General features: G+C 64.7%; 17 protein-coding genes. 5 read left to right on the forward strand and 12 right to left on the reverse strand.

Features of this window, described 5'->3' with window-relative positions:
* Genes ABE456_RS09280 through ABE456_RS09295 form a run of 4 tightly spaced genes read right to left on the reverse strand, consistent with a single transcriptional unit; the run spans position 1 to position 3337 of the window.
* A complete protein-coding gene (locus ABE456_RS09280; protein WP_346643633.1) occupies positions 1–420 on the reverse strand; it encodes a MaoC family dehydratase in 420 nt (139 codons plus the stop codon).
* Entirely contained in the window at positions 392–1525 is a 1134-nt protein-coding gene (locus tag ABE456_RS09285) for an acyl-CoA dehydrogenase family protein (RefSeq protein WP_346643634.1), read from the reverse strand. The genes ABE456_RS09280 and ABE456_RS09285 overlap by 29 nt, the downstream gene beginning before the upstream one ends.
* A gap of 12 nt (positions 1526–1537) precedes the next feature.
* The gene (locus ABE456_RS09290; protein WP_346643635.1) at positions 1538–2506 is read right to left on the reverse strand and encodes an OB-fold domain-containing protein; all 969 of its coding nucleotides are present in this window, start codon (positions 2504–2506) and stop codon (positions 1538–1540) included.
* 57 nt (positions 2507–2563) lie between these two features.
* Entirely contained in the window at positions 2564–3337 is a 774-nt protein-coding gene (locus tag ABE456_RS09295; RefSeq protein WP_346643636.1) for an SDR family oxidoreductase, read from the reverse strand.
* Between the two features lie 138 nt (positions 3338–3475).
* Between ABE456_RS09295 and ABE456_RS09300 the strand changes: the two genes are divergently transcribed.
* Positions 3476–4261, forward strand: a complete 786-nt coding sequence (locus ABE456_RS09300) for an enoyl-CoA hydratase (RefSeq protein ID WP_346643637.1) — start codon at positions 3476–3478, stop codon at positions 4259–4261.
* Between the two features lie 115 nt (positions 4262–4376).
* Here the strand turns inward: ABE456_RS09300 and ABE456_RS09305 are convergent, their stop codons facing one another.
* The 5 genes from ABE456_RS09305 to ABE456_RS09325 all read right to left on the reverse strand — a co-directional run bounded on the left by ABE456_RS09305 (position 4377) and on the right by ABE456_RS09325 (position 11725).
* The gene (locus ABE456_RS09305; protein WP_346643638.1) at positions 4377–5144 is read right to left on the reverse strand and encodes an SDR family oxidoreductase; all 768 of its coding nucleotides are present in this window, start codon (positions 5142–5144) and stop codon (positions 4377–4379) included.
* On the reverse strand, positions 5141–6817 hold the full coding sequence (locus ABE456_RS09310) for an FAD-binding protein (RefSeq protein WP_346643639.1): 1677 nt from the start codon (positions 6815–6817) through the stop codon (positions 5141–5143). The genes ABE456_RS09305 and ABE456_RS09310 overlap by 4 nt, the downstream gene beginning before the upstream one ends.
* Entirely contained in the window at positions 6814–8535 is a 1722-nt protein-coding gene (locus tag ABE456_RS09315; RefSeq protein ID WP_346643640.1) for an FAD-binding protein, read from the reverse strand. Before ABE456_RS09315 ends, ABE456_RS09310 begins: the two co-directional genes overlap by 4 nt.
* A gap of 140 nt (positions 8536–8675) precedes the next feature.
* Entirely contained in the window at positions 8676–10256 is a 1581-nt protein-coding gene (locus ABE456_RS09320) for an amidase family protein (protein WP_346643641.1), read from the reverse strand.
* Between the two features lie 32 nt (positions 10257–10288).
* The gene (locus tag ABE456_RS09325; RefSeq protein ID WP_346643642.1) at positions 10289–11725 is read right to left on the reverse strand and encodes a coniferyl aldehyde dehydrogenase; all 1437 of its coding nucleotides are present in this window, start codon (positions 11723–11725) and stop codon (positions 10289–10291) included.
* Between the two features lie 184 nt (positions 11726–11909).
* On the opposite strand from ABE456_RS09325, the gene ABE456_RS09330 reads away from it, so the two are divergent.
* Together ABE456_RS09330 and ABE456_RS09335 are read left to right on the forward strand one after the other, a co-directional pair.
* Positions 11910–12893, forward strand: a complete 984-nt coding sequence (locus ABE456_RS09330; RefSeq protein WP_346643643.1) for a flavin reductase family protein — start codon at positions 11910–11912, stop codon at positions 12891–12893.
* Positions 12890–14224, forward strand: a complete 1335-nt coding sequence (locus ABE456_RS09335; protein WP_346643644.1) for an MFS transporter — start codon at positions 12890–12892, stop codon at positions 14222–14224. Before ABE456_RS09330 ends, ABE456_RS09335 begins: the two co-directional genes overlap by 4 nt.
* An 8-nt stretch (positions 14225–14232) precedes the next feature.
* On the opposite strand, the gene ABE456_RS09340 is transcribed toward ABE456_RS09335, so the two are convergent.
* The 3 genes from ABE456_RS09340 to ABE456_RS09350 form a co-directional block, all read right to left on the reverse strand.
* Positions 14233–14979, reverse strand: coding sequence for an enoyl-CoA hydratase (locus ABE456_RS09340; RefSeq protein WP_346643645.1), 747 nt, complete (start codon positions 14977–14979; stop codon positions 14233–14235).
* A 273-nt stretch (positions 14980–15252) separates the two neighbouring features.
* Positions 15253–15954 carry a type 1 glutamine amidotransferase domain-containing protein gene (locus ABE456_RS09345; RefSeq protein ID WP_346643646.1) on the reverse strand — a complete coding sequence of 234 codons (702 nt, stop codon included), beginning with the start codon at positions 15952–15954 and terminating at the stop codon, positions 15253–15255.
* 94 nt (positions 15955–16048) lie between these two features.
* On the reverse strand, positions 16049–16669 hold the full coding sequence (locus ABE456_RS09350) for a TetR/AcrR family transcriptional regulator (RefSeq protein WP_054884450.1): 621 nt from the start codon (positions 16667–16669) through the stop codon (positions 16049–16051).
* Between the two features lie 102 nt (positions 16670–16771).
* Between ABE456_RS09350 and ABE456_RS09355 the strand changes: the two genes are divergently transcribed.
* Positions 16772–18208, forward strand: a complete 1437-nt coding sequence (locus tag ABE456_RS09355) for a coniferyl aldehyde dehydrogenase (protein ID WP_346643647.1) — start codon at positions 16772–16774, stop codon at positions 18206–18208.
* A 222-nt stretch (positions 18209–18430) separates the two neighbouring features.
* Complete coding sequence (locus tag ABE456_RS09360) at positions 18431–19375, forward strand: acetoacetate decarboxylase (ADC) (RefSeq protein WP_346643674.1); 945 nt, start codon at positions 18431–18433, stop codon at positions 19373–19375.
* Positions 19376–19378: the final 3 nt, after the last annotated feature.

A 19378-nucleotide genomic window follows, 5' to 3' on the forward strand; every position in this document is an offset into this window, starting at 1 on the left:
TCATGGCAGCACCAGCGCGACCGTGCCGGTCACGTGGTTGCCCATTGAATTCTTGCCGCTCAGGGTCACTTCCACCGTGCGGGTCTCAGGGTCCTGGCGGGTCACGCTGCCGCTGAAGGTCATGCAGTCGCCGGGGTAGTTGGGCACGCCCAGCTTGATCTTCAGCGACGTGAAGCGCGCCAGCGGCCCTGCCCAGGCTTCGACGAAGCGCTGCACCAGGCCGTTGGTGGTGAGGATGTTCATGAACACATGGGGCGAGCCCAGTTCACGGGCGGCATCCAGGTCGTGGTGGCCGGGGAAGTAGTCACGCGTGGCAATCGCCCCGCCAGCGATCAACGCCACGGTGATCGGCACCTCCAGGGGCGGCAAGGTTTCGCCGGGGTGCACATCGTCAAAGCGCTTGGTGTTCTTCGAGGTCATATTTCCATCCCAGCTTGTCGTTGTCGCTCAGCCAGTCGCCGAGCCGTTCCAGGCATGCCGCCGAACCGCCCAGGGCAATCCCGAGGGCGCGGCTCCAGTAGAGAAAGCGATGAATCGGGTAGGTCAGGTCCACGCCAATGCCGCCGTGCACGTGCTGGGCGACATGGCCGATGCGGTGGCCCGCCTCGCAGGCCAGGTAGGCGGTGGCTTGCGCCTCGGAGGGTGCCGGCAGGCCGGCGTCGAGGCGGTAGCACAATTGCCACAGGGCGCTGCGCAAGGCCTCCAGGGCGATATGGGCATCGGCCATGCTCATCTGCACGGCCTGGAAGCTGCCGATGCGCCGGTCGAACTGCTGGCGCTCACCCACATACGCCACGGTGCGCTGGATATGTTCGGCGCTGACGCCCAACTGCAGGGCCGCCAGGGCGGCAATCGCGCGTGGTTCAAGCCAAGCCAGCGCGGCAGCCGGCAGCACGCGGTCGGCGCTGACCCGCAGGCCCTCTACCTGCAGGTCGGTGATGGCTTCGCCATGGGTCAGCACGCCCGGCACGCGGTGCACGGCCGGGTTGGCCAGGTCGAGCAGCAACAGCCGTGGCTGGTCATTGGCAAGTACCGGCAGCAGCGCCGCCTGGGCTTGCCCACCCAGGGCCAGTGCCGGCACCTGGCCCGACACCTGCCAGCCCTCGGCGCAGGCACTGGCGGTCAAGGCGATGCCGCCTGCAGCATGCAAGCCCTCCAGCGACAGGCTCAGCAACAGCTCGCCAGACGCGGCCTTGGCGGCCAGTTGCAGTGCATCGCCCAGCCCGAAGGTGGCCAGCGTCGCGGCCGCCAGTTGGTGGCGCCAAAGCGGCACCTGGCCCAGGCTACGCCCCTGCGCCTGCAGCACCAGCATCAGCTCGGTCATGCCCAGGCCGCTACCGCCCTGGGCTTCCGGGATCGCCAGGGCGTGCAGGCCGGTTTCCTGGCACAGCGCCCACAGCTGCGCCATCAACGGCTCGCCGCTGCTGTCCCATTGGCGCAGGTAGTCGTCATGGCAATGGTCGCTAAACAGGCTATCGGCCATCTGCTCGATGGCGCGCTGGTCTTCACTCAGTTGAAAATCCATGCGTGCGCCCTCCTACTCGGCCACGGGCCGGAACAACGGCAAGGTCTGCTGCTCGTCGAAGGTGTGGAACTCGACCTGCAGGCGCTGGCCGATCTGCAACTGCTCGCGCTGTACGCCGACAAGCCCGGCGACCAGGCGCACGCCTTCGTCCAGTTCGATCAGGCCGATCGGGTTGGGGTGGTCGAACGGCGGTACTTCCGGGTAATGCATGACCACGAACGAATACAGGCTGCCACGGCCACTGGCCTGGACGCTGTCCCACTCGAAGCTGTGGCACTGCATGCACACCGGTGCCGGTGGGTGGCGCAAGGTGGCGCAGGCGCTGCAACGCTGGATCAACAACCGGCCCTCGGCGCAGCCCTCCCAGAAGAACCGGGTGTCATCGCTTACCCCCGGCAACGGGCGCTTGGCCTTGGCCACTGCGGCCTCAGGCTTGGCCGCAGGCTGCGGGTTGGCCGGGCGGAACTTGAACACCCGGAACAGCAGCTCGCCTACCGGTTCGTCGCCCTCGGGCTTTTCGACGAAATGGCTCATCACCAGGGTGACGAAGAAGCCGGTGCCCAGGGCGGTGGTCTTCTCGTCGCCCACCGCGTCCAGGCGGGTGGTGTAGTACAGCCGCTCGCCCAGGTGCACAGGGCGGGTGAAGCTCAGCTCGGAGTTCACCGCCACCACCGAGGCGTAGCCGTATTCCTCGATCAGCTTGAGCACTTCATAGGGGTTCTGGTCGGTGGAGCCCGGCGGGTAGTTGTTGGCGTGCAGCCCCTCCATGGTCCACACCTGGAGCATGGCCGGCGGCGCGACGATGGCCTGGTGCGGGCTGCTTTGGGCAAAGTCGCTGTCGCTGTAAAGCGGGTTGTCGATGCCCATGATCTCGCACCACTGGCGGATCATCGGCGCATTCACCGCATCCCAGGCATAAACCCGGCCATATTCGCGGCCCACGAGGGCGCGCACGCTGGATAGCAATTGTGGATCAGCCAAAGTCGTCTCCTGCAACGTGAGGGCGGCAAGCCGATGCGGCCGCCGCCAGGTGGTCGATCAAGTGGGTAAGGTTTGTGCCGCGCCAAGAAACGCCGGGCGCTCGCCACCGCCGTGCAGCAGCAGGTTGCAACCGCTGGCATAGCTGGCTAGCGGTGAGGCGATGTACAGGCAGGCGTTGGCGATGTCGCAGGCAGAGGCCATGCGCCCGGCAGGTATGCCGGCGCTGACGGCGGCAATGCCATGCTCGTTGCCGTAGTGCAGGTGGGCCTGGTCGGTCAGCACCAGGCCGGGGCTGACCGCGACCACGCGCACCTTGGGCGCCCACTCCACGGCCAGCGACTGCACCAGCGCCAGCACCCCGGCCTTGGCCGCACCATAGGCTGCGGTGCCGGGTGATGCGCGCAAGGCACTGATGCTGCCGATGAAGACGATGCAGCCACCCTCGGCCTGGCCCTGCATCAGGCGGTTGGCATGCTGGGCAGCGTTGAGCGGCGCGATCAGGTTCAGCCGCAGGATGCTCTCGTGAAAGCGTGGCGAGGCCGTGGCGGCGACCGCCGACGGGCTGCCACCGGCGTTGTTGACCAACACGTCGAGGCGGCCGAAGTCACGCTCGACGGTGTCGAACAATGCCTGCAGCGAATCACCCTCACGTACATCGGCGGCGATGAACTCCGCGCTGCGCCCATCGGCGCTCGGCAGTTGCTCGGGCTGGCTGCGGGCGCAGACGATCACCTGCGCCCCGGCCGCGAGAAACCCCTCGGCGATACCGGCACCAATGCCCTTGCTGCCGCCGGTGACGAGCACCACCTTGCCACTGAAATCAAGCCCCATTGCATGCTCCTCGTTCTGCTGTGCAAACCGACTCTAGAGGCTCGCTGCCGGCTGTACTTCGTCTGAACGGACGATGAATGGGCCAGGGCCAGGGGCAACACTGGCGGCTATCGCGCGCCCCTGCACATGAGGAAAACCATGCCTGATACCGCCGCACCACCGGTCCTGCTCGAACGCCCGCTACCCGGCGTGGCCCTGTTGCGACTGAACCGCCCACACGCCACCAATGCCCTGAGCCTGGAGCTGCAAGCCCTGCTATCGCAGCATTTCGCCGAACTGGGCGCCGACCCGCAGGTGCGCTGCATCCTGCTGACCGGCGGCGACAAGGTGTTCGCCGCCGGGGGTGACATCGGCAGCATGGCCGGGGTGGGCCCGATCGATATCTACCAGCGCCACACCGAACGGGTCTGGGGGCCGATCCAGCACTGCCCGAAACCGGTGATCGCTGCCGTGTGTGGCTATGCCTACGGCGGGGGCTGCGAGCTGGCGATGCTGGCCGACCTGATCGTGGCCGGGCGCGGCGCGCGCTTCTGCCAGCCGGAAATCCGTATCGGCATCATGCCCGGCATCGGTGGCACCCAGCGCCTGCTGCGGGCGGTGGGCAAGGTCAAGGCCATGCGCATGGCCCTGACCGGGCAGCCGATCAGTGCCGAGGAAGCCTGGGTGGCGGGGCTGGTCAGCGACTTGGTCGACGATGACCAGGTGCAGGCCCATGCACTGGAACTGGCGCGGGTGATCGCGGCCATGCCAGCGCTGGCGGCCGAGCAGATCAAGGAAGTGATTCTGGCGGGGATGGATGCGCCGCTGGACGCGGCCTTGGCGCTGGAGCGCAAGGCCAATGCGTTGCTGTTTGCCTCGCGGGACCAGAAGGAAGGGATGCAGGCGTTCATCGAGAAGCGGCCGGCTCGGTTTGAGGGCTGTTGAGATTTTTTGTGGCCATCGTGTGCCCGCCGTGACATTTTCAGCGTTTGTGAGATCGAGCGCCGCGCGGGCGGCGCTCGATTTCCGCAACACCACAAAACCAACGCCAGGCCACCCTTCAGATCGACATCACCAACTGCCCGCTGTCGATCCGCAACTCCACCCCATTCACCGCCCGCGCCTCGTCACTGGCCAGGTACAGCACACTGGCCGCCACATCCTCGGGCAGGCACATGCGGTTCATCGGGTCGCTGTCGATGGTCAGGCGCGCCGGGTCGACACCCTCGGGATAACCACCACGGGTCATGTCGGTCAGCACGCCATCCGGATGCAGCGAGTTGCAGCGGATGCGATAGCGCCGCCGCCGGCAGAACGCCGCCACCGAGCGGGTCAATGCCGCCACCGCGCCTTTCGAAGCGCTGTAGGCCAGGTAATCATCACGGCCGGCCAAGGCCGCCACCGACGACAGGTTGATGATCGAGCCACCGTACTGCTTCATCAGCGCGATGCCCGCACGGCAGCCGAGGAACACGCTGGCGGCATTGACCCGCATCAGCCGGTCCCAGTCGCGCAGCTCGGTATCCTCGATGTTGCCCGGCTGCAGCATGCCGGCATTGTTGAGCAGGATATCCAGGCGGCCATGGCGCTCGGCAATGACCTCCATCACCCGCTGCCACTGGCCTTCATCACTCGCATCGTGAAGGATGAAGCTGGCCGCCTGGCCGAGTGCTTGGGCCAGGGCCAGCCCAGCCTGTTCGTCTATATCGCTGATCAGCACCTGGGCACCCTGCTCCACCAGCAGCCGTGCACTGGCCGCACCAATACCCTTGGCGCCCCCCGTGACCAGGGCAACCCTGCCCTGCACCCGCCCGTTTCGTTCACTCATGACGCCACCTCGCAGTCCGTATTCAAGCGCGCCCCGGCTGCCACGGCTGCTCCGGCACGCCGCCCGGAGAACACGCAGTCGGCCAGGGACAGGCCACTGATGTAAAGATGAGAAGGAATACCAAGCGCCGTGCGCCCGGCCGCGAACAGCCCGGCGATTGCCTGGCCTGCGTGGTCCAGCACAGCGCCGCTATGCTCGTCCACGCGCAGGCCGCCCAGGGTCAGGGCCCCCAGCGGGAAGATCGGGTTACCCACGGAAATGTCGCAGGCATAGAACGGCCCCTGTTCCAGCACCTGGCGCCCGCCCGGCGACTTGCCGAACGGGTCCGCTGCCTGGCCACGGGCGGCGGCATTGTTGGCCAGCAACGCCTGACGCAAGTTCTCGGCCTGCATGCCGGTGCTTTGCGCCAACTGCTGCACGGACTTGCCCTTGCGTGCCCCCAACAGCATCAACACCAACGCCGGCAACGCCTGGAACCACCAGTAGCCGCCGAACAACGCCTCGTGCAGGGCACGTTTGCGCAGCGGCGCATCGAGCACCAGCCAGGCTTGCCCGCCCTGCTCCTCCATCAACGGCTGGCCGAGGGTGGCGCCATACACTTCTTCGTTGCAAAAGCGCTCACCAGCACGGTTGACCACGATACCCTTGTGCCAACTGTACGGTGGGTTGATGAAGCGCCAGGCCGACACCCGCTGCAGGCGGTCGCTGGCAGCGCCGACGCTGTGGCCCAGACGCAGGCCGCTACCGTCGCAGCCGGTGGTGCCGACCTTGAAGTTGCGCCGGAAGGCTGGCGCATGGGCCTTGATCAGTTCGCGGTTGAAGATGAAACCGCCTGTGCTGAGGATCACCCCGTGCAGTGCCCGCACCAGCCAGGGCTTGGCATGCTTGTGCTCAAGCGCGCTCAGCCGCTGGCGCAAGCGGTCGCAGTAGCCCGGCGCGAAGTTCTGCAGGCGTTCGGCGCGCGCCGCCAGCCGCGCATGCTCGCGTGCCACTTTGCTGCCCGGTGGCAGGCGCCACAACTCGGCGCCAATCACCCGCCCCGCACCGTCCACCACCAGGCGCCTGGCCGCCGACTGCGGCAACGGCCGCACACCGGCACGCAGGCAGGCCGCCTGCAGGTGGCCGTACAGCACCGCGCCGCACTGGCCTTTGCCAACCGTACGATGACCACGCGGCGCCGGTGCCTGTGCACCGCCATAGGCTGGCACCAGTTCGTTGCCCGAGTAGTACAGGAAGGCACCATCGGGTGGGTATGAGGTTTTGCCGCCAGGTGGCATCTGGTGGGCGAATGGCGCGCCATGGCTTTCCAGCCATTGCAGGTTGGCGACACTCTCGGCGCAGAAGCGCCGCAACGTGGTGTCGCTGACCACGCCCTGGGTTTCGTGGCGCAGGTAGTCGAACATCGCCTCGGGCGTGTCGGCGAAGCCCGCCGCCTGCTGTTGCCGTGTGCCTCCACCGGCGTACACCACGCCACCACTGCGGGCGCTGGCGCCACCGCCATTGAAGCGGTCGGCAACCAGCACATCGGCACCCTCGGCGCGGGCTTGCAGCGCCGCGCAGGCCCCAGCGGCGCCCCAGCCGATCACCAGCACCTCGCATTGCCCGTGCCAGTGCAACGCTGCCGCGTCATCCACCTGCAAGGGTTCGAGAATCGGCGTGACAGGTGTGTTCATGCCACCTCCCGGCGCTGTGCAGCGAGGTGGTTGGCGGCCACATAGGCAAAGGTCATGGCCGGGCCCAGGGTGCCGCCGGCACCGGGGTAGCTGGTGCCCATCACCGAGGCGGAACAGTTGCCGATGGCATACAGGCCGGCGATTGGCGAACCGTCTTCACGCACCACCTGGGCCTGGGCATTGGTCAGCAGGCCGCCCTTGGTGCCGATATCACCCGCATCCAGGCGCATGGCGTAGTACGGCCCCTTGCGTAGCGCTGCCAGGCACGGGTTGGGCTTGATGTTGCAGTCGCCGTAGTAACGATCGAAGACATTGCCGCCACGGCCGAAGTCCTGGTCGATACCGCTGTGCGCATAGTCATTGACCTTGCCTACGGTACTGGCCAGGCCCTGTGCATCGATGCCGATCTTGCCGGCCAGCGCCTCCAGGGTGTCGGCCTTCCAGTACAGGGTTTCGTGCCACTCCTTGCGCAGGCGGCTGTCGGGCATGACCTGGGCCGGCATCAGCGGGCCCATGGCGTAGTTGAAACGGAAGTGTGCGTCGAAAATCACCCAGGCCGGCACCGAGCGCCCTCCCGTGCGCGCATTGTCACGGTGCATGGCATCGACGAATTCCAGGTACGGAGCGGCCTCGTTGACAAAGCGCTGGCCCTGGCCATTGACCACGATGGCGCCAGGGAAAGCGCGCTCGGCAAAGATGCCGCGCGGTTTGTCTTCACCGGGCACGGCGATGGTCGGTGCCCACCAGGCCCAGTCCATCAAGGCGGTGGCCGCGCCCTGGGCCAGGCCGGCCTGCAGTGCGGCGCCGGTGTTGTTGCCCGGTGGCGTGGCACTCCAGGCCATGCGCGTGGGCTTGGGCAGGTATTGCTCGCGCAGTGCCTGGTTCTGTTCGAAGCCGCCAGAAGCCAGGATCACCCCATGGCGAGCCTGCAGGTCGATGTCGCGGCCATCGCGGCAGATCCGCACGCCACTGACCCGGCCGTGCGCCACGATCAGCTCGCGGAAGTCGCTGTTCAGCCACAGCGGTATGTTGCGGTCCATCAGCGAGCGGCGCAGCGAGCACACCAGCGAACTGCCCAGCGCGGCGCGGCGGTCGAAGCGGCTTTTGCGTCGCCACTTGAAGTCGAGCTTGTAGCGCAGCATCAGGCGCAGGATCAGCAGGCGCCAGCCGAAGCCACGGGCCATGGCCTTGTGCGCATCGCGCGCCGTCCAGGCGATGCGCCCCATCAGCAGGGTCGATGGCGACGGCTTGCGCAGGTTGTCCAGCTCAGCGCCGAGCAGGCTGCTGTCGAACAGCTCCGGGTCAAGGGTGCGCCCGCCGGGCAAGGCACCAGGCAGGTGCGGGTAGTAGTCCGGGTACTTCGCCGCGACGGCATAACGCACCCGGCTGCAGCGGGTCAGCGCTTCAATCATCTTCGGTGCGTTGTCCAGGTAGGCCTGCAGGCGGGCCGGGTCGACCTGGTCGCCCGCGGCAGCGTCAAGGTAGCGCCGCGCCTGCTCGATGCTGTCGTTGCCGCCCTGGCGTGCGAAGTAGTGATTGTTGGGGATCCAGATGCCGCCCCCGGAAATAGCCGAGGTGCCGCCGAACTTGTCGCTCTTTTCCAGGACCAGCACGCTGAAACCCTGGTCGGCAAGGAACACCGCCGAGGTCATCGCACCGGCCCCCGAGCCGACCACTATCACATCGTACTGGGTTTGAGACTGATCTTGAGCCGTCATTGTTGTTGTGCCATTCGCTAAGGTCAGGGAGAAGCCGCCAGCACCCTGGTGGCGCTGCTGGCGGCGTACATCCCATGATCGGCGCTGGCCGACGGGCTCTCATCGTCAAAGCGGACTAGGCGCCCGCCTGCCTGTTGGTACTACAGCACTGCCCTGCGCCCGGCCCATGGGCGGTCCTGCTCCAGCTGGCTGGCCAGGCGCAACAGCATGTCCTCGCCACCCAGCCGGGCGGTGAACAACATGCCCACTGGCAGGCCGTTGTCGCTCTGCCCCAATGGCAGGGAAATCGCTGGCTGGCCACTGACGTTGGCCAGCACGGTGAAGCCGGCGCTGCCCATCGCCCGCTGGGCGTAGCTGTCCCACGGCTGGTCGAGGCTGAGCTGGCCCAGGGCTGGGGTAAGGTTGGCCGTGACCGGCGACAGGATCACATCGAAACGGGCGAACGGTTGCTCCATGGCCGCGCCAATCCGCTCGAAGCTGTGCCGCGCGCGGTACATTGCCTCGCCATTGGTGGCGCGGGCGCGTTCCAGCACTACCTGGGTGATCTGCTCCAGGTCGGCCGGGCCTGCTGCGCGCCCCAGCACCTGCTCGCGCTCGTGGACCAGGCTCGACAGCGCCGTGCCAATCACCATGCCGTGGGCACCGAACAGTTCACGCGGGTCCACGTTCAGTTGCAGCTCTTCAAGCTCATGACCAAGGCCGAGCAACTGCTTGATCGTCTGCTCGAGGGTGGCAGCCACCGCCGCATCGAGTGGCGCCCCGGTCAGCGACTGGCGCACCACGGCCACCCGCAGCTTGCCAGGGGCACGCTGCAGTTCGTCCACGTAGGGGCGCTCCAGCGGGGCGCTCCAGTAGGCGCTGCCGGCCTCGTGCCCCTGCCCTGCATCGAGGAACAAGGCGGTGTCACGCAGGGTGCGCGATACCACGTTACCAACGCTGGCACCGAACCAGCCCTCGTAGTGCAGCGGGCCACTGGGGGTGCGATAGCGGCTGGGCTTGAGCCCGACCAGGCCGCAGTACGACGCCGGGATACGGATAGAGCCGCCGCCGTCGGTGGCATGCGCCACCGGTACGATCCCGGCTGCCACCGCCGCAGCCGCACCGCCCGATGAACCACCGGCGCTCATGGCCAGGTTCCACGGGTTGCGGGTCTGCCCCCAGAGCAACGATTCGGTGGTGGTGGTCAGGCCGAACTCCGGGCAGGTGGTCTTGCCGAACGGCACCGCGCCGGCCTGCTCGTAGCGGGCGATCAGGGTGCTGGTGACGCTGGCCGGCGGCGCATCGCGGAACAGCCGGCAACCGTTGCTGGTGGGCGTACCTTGCAGGTAGGTGTTGAGGTCCTTGAGCAGCAGCGGCACCCCGGCAAGCGCGCCCTTGGCGCTGTCGCCGGCACTGCGCCGGCGGGCCAGCAAGGCCCGCGCATATTCTTCGTGCAGCATGTTCACCGCCCCTACCCGAGGGTTGACGGCGGCATGCCGGGCCAACGCGGCGGCCAGCAGCTCCTCGCCACTGAGGCTGCCAGCGCGCACGGCCTGGGCCATCGCCCAGGCATCGAGGCCTTGATAGTCGGCGGATGACAGGCCGGTGCTGGCAGCGTCAGCAAAACGGCCCAGCAGGCCGACGCCCACGCCGACTGCGCCGGCCTTGAGCACGCTGCGCCGTGACCAGCTGGCCGTGGTGTCGCAAGGGGTGGATTGTGGGTCTTGGGTCTGGGTACTCATGGCGTCCTGTTCTTTATTGTTGTGATTACGCATCAGTCGGCAGTGACCTGGGCCAGCATGGCGGCGAGGTAGTGCTCGCCATAGGGCGGCAACAGCCCCCACTCGCGGCGTGGGTCGTGCCCCGGCGCCTGGAACACGCTGCGCTGGTGGCTGAATTCAAGGAAGCCCTCGCGGCCGTGATAATGCCCCATGCCCGAAGCGCCGACACCGCCAAACGGTGCGTCGTGCAGTGCAGCATGCATCATCACGTCATTGAGCGTGACGCCGCCAGACAGGGTGTGGTCGAGTACGCGCTGCTGCTCCTGCAGGTCCTCGCCAAAGTAGTAAAGCGCCAGCGGCCTGGGCCGGCTGTTGATCTGGGCGATGACCTCGTCCAAGGCGTCATACGCCAGCAGCACCAGTGCCGGCCCGAAAATCTCCTCGTGCATGATCTGCGCATGCTCAGGCGGGTTGACCACCACCTGCAACGGCCGGCGGCGCTCAGCGGCGGCCCCGGGGGCGGTTTCGGGCATCGATTCGATGCGCGCGCCGAGTGCCCGCGCGTCCTGCACCAGCGCGTCGACCCGCGCCAGGTGCCGGGCATTGACCACGGCGACCACATCCGGGTTGCCCGCCACTGTCGGGTTGAGCGCACAGTAGGCGCTGCGTAATTCGGCGACAAAGCCTTCCAGCGCGGCACGGGGCACGTAGACCAGGTCCGGGTTGATGCAGATCTGCCCGGCGTTAGTGGCCTTGGCCGCCGCAATGCTGAACGCCGCCTTGGCCAGGTCGGCAGTGGGCGACACGATCACTGGCGACTTGCCGCCCAGCTCCAGGGTCACTGGCACCAGGTTTTTTGCGGCATTGCTCATCACCAGGCGGCCCACCGCAGTGCTGCCGGTGAACACCAGGTGGTCGAACGGCTGGGCGGTGAAGGCCTCGGCAAGGTCAGGCCCGCCCGTCACCACCGCCACCTGCAGCGGGTCGAGGTGCGCGGCGCACAGTTCGGCAACCAGCGCAGCCGTGCGCGGCAGCACCTCCGAAGGCTTGAGGATGGCCCGGTTACCGGCGGCCAGGGCCGACGCCAGCGGGCTGAACAAGGTGTACAGCGGCGCATTCCAGGTGCCAATGATGCCTACCGAGCCCTTGGGCTGGTAACGCACCCAGGCCTTGGCGCCCAACTGGTCGTAGGGCGCGAATGGCTGGCGATGGTCATCTGCCATCCACTGCTGCAGGTGGTCCCTGGCGTGCTTGAGGCTGGCCAGGGCGCCGATCACGTCGTTCATCAGGGTGAAGCCGGCAGGCCGGCCACCGAAGTCTTCATCGATGGCCTGGGTGAGGCTTTGATGGTGGCGCACCAGCAGGTCGATCACCTGCTGCAGGCGCTGGCGACGGCACTCGGCACTGACCGCGCCCTCGGCAGCGAAGGCGCTTTTCTGCCGCGTTAACAGGGCGCCGAGCGCCTGGACCGATGACGGAGCGGGTTGCATAGGTGTCTCCTCTGGCTGTGTTGCGCCCGATGCGCACGGCGCCACACTAGCCATGGCGCCGGGGTTGGCGCCTCGTCCAATCGGACCAGAATCGAGCAAAAGCGTTAGTCCGTTGAGACGATGCCTGGCAAGGCCTGGCGGCCAATACTGGCACCACGAAAAAGCCACCCGCAAGAGGCCAGCCATGGCAACACAACAGATCGGTTTCGACCCGCAGGCCTTCCGTGCCGCACTCGGCACCTTCACCACCGGTGTCACCATCATTACTTCCCAGGCCGATGATGGCTCGCCGGTTGGCATTACCGCCAACAGCTTCAACTCGGTGTCGCTGAACCCGCCGCTGGTGCTGTGGAGCCTGTCCAAGCAGGCCCGCAGCCTGCCGGTATTCAGCAGCGGCAAGCACTGGAACGTGCATGTGCTGTCGATCGAGCAGGAAAAGCTGTCTGGCCGTTTCGCCACCCAGGGCGAGGACAAGTTTGCCGAAATCGAACTTGATAACGGCATCAGCGATGCCCCGCTGCTGCAGGACTGCACCGCCCGCTTCCAGTGCCGCACGGCCTTCCAGTACGAAGGCGGCGACCATGTGATCTTCGTTGGCGAGGTGCTGGCCTTCGACCACAGCGACCGCGCGCCGCTGGCCTTCCAGAGCGGCCAGTACGCCCTGGCCACGCGCAAACCGCGCAGCGAGCTGCGCCTGGCCACCACGCCACCGCCGCCGGAATGCAGCTACACCGAAGACCTGCTCGGTTACCTGCTGGGCCGCAGCCATTACCAGGTGCTCAACCAGTTGCGCCACCTGCTCAGCAACCGGCAGCTGGATGAGCAGGCCTTCTTCGTTCTGGCCGTGTTGTCGATCCGTGACAACCTGAGCCTCGAAGAACTCAACACCTTCGTCAGCTACACCGGGCACGTAGTCACCCTGGCCGGCATGCGCTTCCTCGAACGCCAGGGCCTGGTGGCCATCGAAGGCACTGCCGATTACCCGTGCTTCGTACTGACGGCCGATGGCCGCGAGCTGTCGTTGCAGCAGGTGGCGCTGGCCAAGGTGGTGGAAGAAGGGCTGATCGCCAAGCTGGGCGAAGCCGATGCGCAGATGCTCAAGGTGCTGCTCAAGCGCCTGATCGTGGTCAGCGACCCCGGCCTGCCAGACCTGTGGGCGCCGCGGTGAGCAGCGCCGCGCCTACTCTGCCGGCGACTGCGGTCGGCTGGCGCAGCCATGGCCTGTTGTTGCTGCTGGCGGCGGTGTTTGCCGACAACTTCGTTGGCCGGCAGATCCTGGCGGTGATGTTCGAGCCGATCAAGGCCGAGTTCGGCGTTGGCGACAGCGCATTGGGGCTGATCTCTGGCCTGGCTTTCGCCGCCGTCTATGCACTGCTCGGCCTGCCTGCAGGGCGCCTGGTCGACCGCCTGCCGCGGGTGCGCCTGCTGGCTGTGGCCTGCCTGCTGTGGGCGCTGGCGACGATGATCTGCGGGCTTGCTGGCAGCTTTCTGGTGCTGGCCCTGGCGCGCATGCTGGTGGCAGTGAGCGAGGCACCGACCACCTCGGCGTCCCTGTCGCTGATCGCAGACCTGTATCCACCACAACGCCGCTCGTTCGCCATCAGTTGCTTCACCGCTGCGCCGACGTTCTCGTCGATCATCGGCCTGAGCATCGGCGCCTGGGTGGTCGAGCAATATGGCTGGCGCACGGCGTTCATCGCCTTGGGCCTGCCTGCCCTGGTGTTTGCGGCCACGCTCGGGCTGCTGGTGCGAGAACCGGCACGGGGCCGCTGGGACCTGAGCGCCCACCCTGCCCCTGCGGTGCGCCTTGGGCTAGGCGCCGAAGCCTCCGCACTGTGGGCGTTGGCACCGTATCGCTGGCTGATACTTGCCGGTGGGCTGACCACGCTGGGCTCCTATGCCGTGGCCATGTGGAATACCAGCTTCCTGGTACGCTCCCACGGCCTGTCGTTGCAGGACGCCGGCATTCTCGCGGGCGTCGTCTGCGGCAGCGCTGCCGGGGTTGGCGGGCTGTTCAGCGGCTGGCTGAGCGACCGCCTGGTGCGCCGGGCCGCGCACTGGCAACTGTCGCTGCCCATGCTCGGCCACCTGGCGGCGCTCTCGGCACTGGCCAGCTACCTGCTGTGGCCCAGTGACCTGCTACTGAACCTCGGCGCCCTGCCGGTACCGGCTGCCATGCTCTGGTGTGCGCTGTACAGCTTCTTTGCCGTGTGGTGGGTAGCGCCGTCATACAACCTGGTAACGCAACTGGTTGCGCCACAGCGGCGCGGTACGGCAATGGCCCTGCAGACCATCGTCAGCACCCTGCTGGGCGTGGGCGTGGGCCCGTTGCTGACTGGCCTGCTCAGCGACCTGCTGCAACCACTGTTCGGCGTGCAATCGCTGCGTTATGCGTTGCTGCTGGTCAGCCTGCCGGTACTGGGTGCGGTGCTGCTGTTGCTGCGCACTTCGCTGCACCTCACCGGGCAAAGCCGGCAAGCGGCCTTGCCTGCGGAGTGAGGGCGGGTTCAGCGCGGGCGCTTGGCAAAGGCGGCAATAGCGGTTTGCGCCGCCTCTTGCTGCAACAGCATGGCAAAGGCCTGTGCCTCGGCGTCGATACGGGCATTAGCTTCGCCCTGCAGGCCCTGCTTGAGCAGGCGCTTGGTGTGGATGACTGCGGCGGATGGCTTTTGCGCGATCTTCTGCGCCTGGGCCAGTGCCCAACCCTGCACTTCGGCCGCCGGCAACAGGCGGTTGACCAACCCCGCCCGTAGCGCGAAATCGGCATCGAAGGCCTCGCCGGTCAGCAACGCTTCGGCCGCCACCTGGTAGCCCAGCAGCCTGGGCAGCAGCAGAGTCGATGCGCCCTCCGGGCACACCCCCAGGTTGACGAACGGCAAACTGAAACGTGCGTCAGTGGCCGCGTAGACCAGGTCGCAGTGCAACAGCAAGGTGCTGCCGATGCCCACTGCCAATCCACAGACTGCCGCCAGCAGTGGCTTGGGGAAGTTGTTCAAGGCATGCAGGAACTGCCAGACCGGGGCTTGTGCCTGCAGGGGCGGATACTCGATGAAATCGTTGAGGTCGTTGCCTGCCGAAAACACCGAGGCACTGCCTTGCAGCACTACAGCCTGGATGTCGTCGGCGAGCGCGGCGCTGTTGAGGATTTGTGTGAGCGCCTGATACATCGGGGCGGTGAAGGCGTTCTTGCGGGCTGGGCGGTTGAAGGTGACGACGAGTACGCCTGCGGTTTGCTGGGTGAGGATCTCGCTCATGCTGTGCTCGGGTTAGCCGGGGCCGGGATTGGTGGGCTAGCTATAGGCTGTTCGGGTTTGGCTTGAAACGTCCGAATTGAGTAGGTGCTGGCACCTTTGGTGGTACGGTGTTCAGCATCAATCGGGAGTGTGTGGCTGGCCAGATTGAGCGATGCACTGCAATCCTTGGTCCGCCTGTGTCGCCGCTGACCAGCTACAGGTCACAGGTAGCTGATCGCGACCGACCGCTTTCGACCCAAAGCAGTCACATGGGTACGCGGCTACTATCCGGTCCTACGAAACAAGGGGCGATTCAAGCAATGCTACTATCTGTCCAGCAGTCGCTTTGGCAGATTGTGGATTCTGGCCTGTCACCAAGCGGCCATCGACGACCACATTCGAAGTGAATGGCAAGAGTGCTTTTTCGTAGCGCGCCCCACGACGTTTCATTTCTTGCTCAGAGTTATACGGGACCTTGCTCGCAACGCCCGCCAGCACTTCTTCGATCCAGGCATAGCCAGTCAGACGACGCCCCTCTACCAGAAGACGACCATCAGACAGGCGAGTATTGAGCAGCCCGCAATACCCATGGCAAACCGAAGAAACGACGCCACCTTGCTCGTAGATCTCGCGAGTCAGTCGCTGCAAACCCTCGTCCTCAGGGAAGTCCCACATCACCGCATGACCGCCGGTAAAATAGATGGCGTCGAAGTCAGATGACACTAATCCTTGCGGACTTGAGGTGTTGGCAAGACGTGCCATTGCTGCTGGGTTGTTCAACCAGGCTTTGCCGGTACTATCGAGCAATGGCCACTTGAGCGAGCGAGGTTCGAGGGGGGATTTCCCACCCAGCGGGCTCACCAGCTGCTGTTCATACCCTCTGTCAGCGAACACATGCCAGGCATGCGTCAACTCACTCAACCACAGCCCTGTGGGATGACTTGGGTCACTGTAATGAGCAACGTTGGTAACGACGTGCAAGATGCGTTTGGTCATACCTGAATACCTGATCGTAGGTGGATGGGCCAAGCATCGCCTTCATGCGGGCGAGAAGTACTTTGTCATGAGCGCCGAATCCAGCGGCAGGCCATCAGGCCGCCGGATCGCATACCAAACCATCAAGCAAGGTCGTTAAGGCATCTTCAATGGCGTGGTCGCCGACCTTCGCCGGCACCAACCGGCTATCGATCGAAAGCAGGGTCAATCCATGAAGGTGCGCCCAGCTTGCGGTTGCCTGTCCCAAGGCAGAGCGGGCGCGAATGGTACCTTCCTCCTGACCTCGCTCCAGCACCTCGATCACCAAGTAGAAAGGTGCCTGAGCGCGGGGATCGACATGTATTTGCGCGGGGTCTCCCGCCTGTGTCGAGAACATCAGCCGGTACAAATCCGGATTATCCTCACCAAACGCCAAGTAGGCATAGGCCATTGCCTGCAAGCGCTCCGGTGCCGACATCGTTGCTCCCATCGAGTCTTGCATGGCCGCGTTCAATCGCTCGAAGCCTAGTAGCGCCAACTCGTACAGCAGCGCCCCCTTGTCTGGAAAATGACGATACGGAGCCGAGTGACTCACTTGGGCTCGCCGGGCTATTTCGCGCAGGGTGAATTGCCAGCCTTGCTGTTCCTTCAGGGTCGCCAAAGCAGTATCGATGATGGTGCGACGCAAATCGCCATGGTGGTAGGGCTTTGCTTCGCAAATTCCATCGGATGACATACGGCTGCTCCACTCATGTTGACAGTGAACACATTGTCTTCCTAAGATCCGCACAAATCAAGTTTACAGTGTCTACATTGCAATGACCTTGAGAGGTGCAAGATGACCATCGCCGCAACATCCATCCCTGCTGTCGACGCCGCAACCACGCTGGAGCAACAACGTCATGCGTTTATCAATGACGGGCCACCCAGCGTTGCGCTGCGCAAAGCCAACCTGATCAAGTTGCGCGCGGCGGTGCTTGCCTACCGTCGCGAAATGGAGGAAGCGATCAGCGCCGATTTTGGCAACCGCTCAAGGCATGAGACAGACATCATGGAGCTGCTTGGCGTGGTCCAGTCCATCGATTACCTAGTGCGGCACCTGCGCCGCTTCATGAAATCCGAGCGGCGCCACGTCGCGGCGTTTCACCGTAATGGCCGTGCTTATGTGGAGTACCAGCCTAAAGGCGTCATCGGCGTCATGGCTCCTTGGAACTACCCAATTGCTTTGACCTTCATTCCCCTGGCCACCGCACTAGCTGCTGGCAATCGGGTGATGATCAAACCCTCTGAACTGACGCCACGCACCAGTGAGCTGATTCAGCGCATTTTGGCGAGTAGTTTCGCCCCCGATGAGGTCGCGGTAATACTCGGCGGCCCTGAGATAGGCGCAAGCTTTAGCGCTCTACCCTTCGACCACCTATTGTTCACCGGTAGTACGCAGGTTGGCCGAATGGTAATGCGGGCGGCTAGCGACAATCTGGTGCCGCTGACGCTTGAACTGGGCGGCAAAAGCCCTGTGGTTGTGGCCCTGGGGCATGCCGGACGCAACACCCTCGACAGCATCGTCTTTGGCAAACTCGCCAACGCTGGCCAGACGTGCGTGGCGCCGGACTATGCCTTGGTCCACGAGGATGATCTGGGTGAGTTCATCTCCCAGTATCGCGCTGCTGTCGCACGTAGTTATCCGCAAGGCCCAACCAGCCCAGACTACACCTCCATCGTCAGTGACAAGCATTACACGCGTTTGCAGTCACTGATCGAAGACGCCCGCACCAGGGGGGCCAAGGTTGTTGAGGCTGGCGTGACGCCGGAACGCGCGGTAGAGCGACCGCGGACACTTGCTCCGGTGCTGATCGTGGGGGCTGGTGACGATGCACTGGTCATGCGCGAAGAAATCTTCGGGCCCTTGCTACCCGTGCGTACCTACCGCTCCCTCGACGAAGCTATCGGCTTTATCAATGCCAGGCCACGTCCGCTAGCGCTCTACTACTTCGGCAATGTGGGGGCCGACAGCGAAGCGCTGCTCAAGTGCACAACCTCCGGCAACGTCGGCATCAACAACACCCTGATGCACGTCGCTGTGGACGACCTGCCGTTCGGCGGCGTGGGTCCCAGTGGAATGGGTGCTTACCACGGAATTGAGGGTTTTCGCTCTATGAGTCATGCCAAGGGCGTGTTCGTACAAGGTCGTTGGAACTTGCCAAGGCTGCTTCGGGCACCGTTCGGAAAATTGGCTGATTTTGCCCTTGCCTTCACCCTTCGACCCCGCCCTTAACAGCACGCTCAGTAGCTCGAAAAGTAGTGATTGATACCTTGACATTAAAGTTAAGTTTAAAGTTAAGGTGCGTGTGTAAGGTCCACCTAGTTCGGCGCCAAGCGAGATGCCTGGTCGCATTCATCAATGCGTGATGCAATTCACCGGAGAGACTGAAAAGTGAAACTCGGAACCGTCGCCGCAGTGGCAGGTGCACTCCTGACGCCCTTAGCCAACTCCACCATGGCGGACACTACCGGCATCCCAAAGCATGCCGAAACCACGATGATAGATATCGCAGGCCACCAGGTACCCGTCGTCAAAGGCGGCTTGTATGACCGATACCGCTCCAACCCTCCCCTGTCGGTGATCCAGGCCGAAGCGCCAGGCATGGACCTCAGTTGGTTCAAAGGCCTGAAAAAAACCAAGGTCGACATAGGCTTTGAGTCGTACTCGCCTAATTTCTACTATATGAACAGCCGGGTTACTGCCGTTTACACGGCAGACATCGACCGCCTGCGCGCCTTGATGCCCGCTGAAGTGCTCAAACACGTGCAACCACTGCAGGTATGGCCAGGCCGCGGCTTGATAGCTTTCACGGCTTACACATACGATTATTGCGACAACGACAGCTACAACGAAATTGCTTTGTCGATCATCACCAACAAACCAGGTAAGTCCAATCTCGGGCCATTCAGCTTGATCGGACAATCCATGTCCAAGGACTTCTGGGGTTACGTGCTCAAATTGCCGGTGAACACCGAGCTTGCCCGTGTCCGCGGTGTAGTGGGCTACAACCTGCCGAAATGGCTGACAGAGATTAACCGCCGAGAGGATGCCGCGACCGTGTCCTATGACATCGTCGACGCGCAGACTGGCAATATCGATGTCGTCTTTAAGGCAAAAAAGCTCGACGACGTTTCCAGTAAAGCCGGCTTGGTGACCAACAGCTTTACCAATCTCGACCATGCCGGCCAGTTGAGCTATGGCTATGCGACGTCTCGGCAGACCCGTCATGGATCGAGCATGAGCGCTGACTCAGCGCGTCTGGTGCTCGGCGATGGTAGCCTGTCGACTTACATCCGCTCTTTGAAGCTGGGCAAGATGGTGAAATACGAATATGTGCCAGAGTTCCAGAGCGCCCTCTATGCTCCGAAGCCGCTGGCAGCATTGAATAGCGGTGACTGAACG

It is taken from the genome of Pseudomonas sp. TWI929 (assembly GCF_039673335.1).
Lineage (GTDB): Bacteria > Pseudomonadota > Gammaproteobacteria > Pseudomonadales > Pseudomonadaceae > Aquipseudomonas.

Bases quoted from the DNA above. Each gene is read 5' to 3' on its own strand.
- ABE456_RS09280 (WP_346643633.1), bottom strand. From the start codon at position 420: ATGACCTCGAAGAACACCAAGCGCTTTGACGATGTGCACCCCGGCGAA.
- ABE456_RS09285 (WP_346643634.1), bottom strand. From the start codon at position 1,525: ATGGATTTTCAACTGAGTGAAGACCAGCGCGCCATCGAGCAGATGGCC.
- ABE456_RS09295 (WP_346643636.1), bottom strand. From the start codon at position 3,337: ATGGGGCTTGATTTCAGTGGCAAGGTGGTGCTCGTCACCGGCGGCAGC.
- ABE456_RS09300 (WP_346643637.1), top strand. From the start codon at position 3,476: ATGCCTGATACCGCCGCACCACCGGTCCTGCTCGAACGCCCGCTACCC.
- ABE456_RS09305 (WP_346643638.1), bottom strand. From the start codon at position 5,144: ATGAGTGAACGAAACGGGCGGGTGCAGGGCAGGGTTGCCCTGGTCACG.
- ABE456_RS09310 (WP_346643639.1), bottom strand. From the start codon at position 6,817: ATGAACACACCTGTCACGCCGATTCTCGAACCCTTGCAGGTGGATGAC.
- ABE456_RS09315 (WP_346643640.1), bottom strand. From the start codon at position 8,535: ATGACGGCTCAAGATCAGTCTCAAACCCAGTACGATGTGATAGTGGTC.
- ABE456_RS09320 (WP_346643641.1), bottom strand. From the start codon at position 10,256: ATGAGTACCCAGACCCAAGACCCACAATCCACCCCTTGCGACACCACG.
- ABE456_RS09325 (WP_346643642.1), bottom strand. From the start codon at position 11,725: ATGCAACCCGCTCCGTCATCGGTCCAGGCGCTCGGCGCCCTGTTAACG.
- ABE456_RS09330 (WP_346643643.1), top strand. From the start codon at position 11,910: ATGGCAACACAACAGATCGGTTTCGACCCGCAGGCCTTCCGTGCCGCA.
- ABE456_RS09340 (WP_346643645.1), bottom strand. From the start codon at position 14,979: ATGAGCGAGATCCTCACCCAGCAAACCGCAGGCGTACTCGTCGTCACC.
- ABE456_RS09345 (WP_346643646.1), bottom strand. From the start codon at position 15,954: ATGACCAAACGCATCTTGCACGTCGTTACCAACGTTGCTCATTACAGT.
- ABE456_RS09350 (WP_054884450.1), bottom strand. From the start codon at position 16,669: ATGTCATCCGATGGAATTTGCGAAGCAAAGCCCTACCACCATGGCGAT.
- ABE456_RS09355 (WP_346643647.1), top strand. From the start codon at position 16,772: ATGACCATCGCCGCAACATCCATCCCTGCTGTCGACGCCGCAACCACG.
- ABE456_RS09360 (WP_346643674.1), top strand. From the start codon at position 18,431: ATGGCGGACACTACCGGCATCCCAAAGCATGCCGAAACCACGATGATA.